At 34.6% G+C, this 1,732-nt stretch carries 2 protein-coding genes; both read right to left on the bottom strand.

The window, feature by feature from the left end; translation table 11 throughout:
- Window positions 1-112 precede the first annotated feature (112 nt).
- A complete protein-coding gene (gene istB, locus HNR32_RS13670; protein WP_183863604.1) occupies window positions 113-859 on the bottom strand; it encodes an IS21-like element helper ATPase IstB in 747 nt (248 codons plus the stop codon).
- The coding region (locus HNR32_RS13675) for a Mu transposase domain-containing protein (RefSeq protein WP_183863606.1) at window positions 841-1,732 on the bottom strand (892 nt) is incomplete at its 5' end. The genes HNR32_RS13675 and istB, both read right to left, overlap by 19 nt.

Here is a 1,732-nt window from a genome sequence, read left to right on the forward strand (position 1 = left end):
TGGAAAGAACCGAAAAAGTGAGCCACTTGATGACGAATTTTTGAGCCACTTTGCTAATGAATAACTGAGCCAGCTGATGATGAAAAAGTGAGCCACTTGAATATTAACATACTTAGCATTTTTGCTGACTGCTTTGTAGTCGGTAAGATTCTCCATTCATGTTTAATATATTAGAATGGTATGTTAAACGATCTACCAGGGCAGCTACCAGTGTGTCATTTGCAAACATTTCTGTCCATCGCGAAAATGCCAAATTAGTTGTAATTATTGTGCTGCTTCGTTCAGATCGTTCAGCAATCACTTTAAATAAAAGTTCAGATTCTTCTTGGTTAAAACTTGCATAACTAAGTTCATCTATAAGTAGAAGGTCTACTCCAGCAAGCATCTTTTCTATTTTACGCAACTGGTAGTTATCACGAGATTCTCGTAATTCTGAAGCTAGTGTTGTAGCATTTTTGAATAATACTTTGTATCCTAATAAACATGCTTTAAGACCAATAGCACTCATCAAATGTGTTTTTCCTGTTCCGGGATTACCAATCATCACAAGGTTTTCATGACGACTAATAAAGTCACAATTAGCTAATTGTTTCACATATTCCGGTTTTACATGCTGCAATTTGGTTAAATCGAATTCTTCTATTGTTTTTAATAAAGGGAAATGTGTTCTTTTTATTCGACGCTGACGTAATTTTTCTTGTCTGGAATCATATTCTCTTTTCATAATCTCTAATATGAATTCATCTAGACTTTGCCCAGCTTTAAAATGGCTGACTGGTTCAGTAAGGTTACTAAAGGTTGGCAATTTTAACTGTTTAGCATAAAAAGCTAAGCTTTCTTTTATACCTGAATTTTGCATTGAGCTACAGCTCCTTTTTGGTATAGTTGATCATAATCAACTAAATTAACTGGCTGTACTAAAACAGTATCTTTAATTTGGGGTTTTATCGTATGACTGGTAAGAAATTCACCTTTTCGCTGCCAAAAAGCAGGTTCACCTTTTTCTACACATAAGGTTAATATATTTATAAGTTCTTTATCAGTGAAAGTAGTTGTTCTAAGAAGATTCATCAATTTTGAGCTAAGTGACTGATGTACTGGTTTTGCATGTAAAATACTTCGTGGTTTACGTTCTAGCAATGGAAGATAATGCTTAAGCTGTAATATTTGCTGGTTTCGTCTATAATTGCGAATATGACTGGCAATCATAACTCCGTTTATATAAATATTAATAAATTCGGCATGTGCTTTAACTGCTACTGTCTGTCCTGTATATTTTACTGGGACAGAATAAGTATTTGTAGAAAAACGAATCGTTGAGTAAGAAGATACCCTGCATTGCGTGATTTGACTTGCATCATAAGGACGCATTGGTAAAGCTAAAAGATGCTGTTGGTCAGTTAATAGCATTGCCTTTACTGGCTGCTGTCTACTTATAACCTTATGAGTATTGATATAATTTTGACAACGTATTTTTACTAATTTATTCAATGCTTCTAAAGTATCAATATGAGGGACGGGAACAAACATATTTCTTCTAGTCAAACCGACCAAGTTTTCCACAAGTCCCTTCTCATTTCCACTTCGAACATTGCAAAAAATTGTCTCAAAACAATAATGTGCCGCTAATGCCGCGTAACTTTCCTGACAAATTGCATGTTTGCCAGTGCCTTTTTTAACAGCAACTCTGGCATTATCAAAAATAACACGCCGGGGAACTCCATTAAAAAAA

Source organism: Pectinatus brassicae, from assembly GCF_014201835.1.
GTDB classification, from domain to species: domain Bacteria; phylum Bacillota; class Negativicutes; order Selenomonadales; family Selenomonadaceae; genus Pectinatus; species Pectinatus brassicae.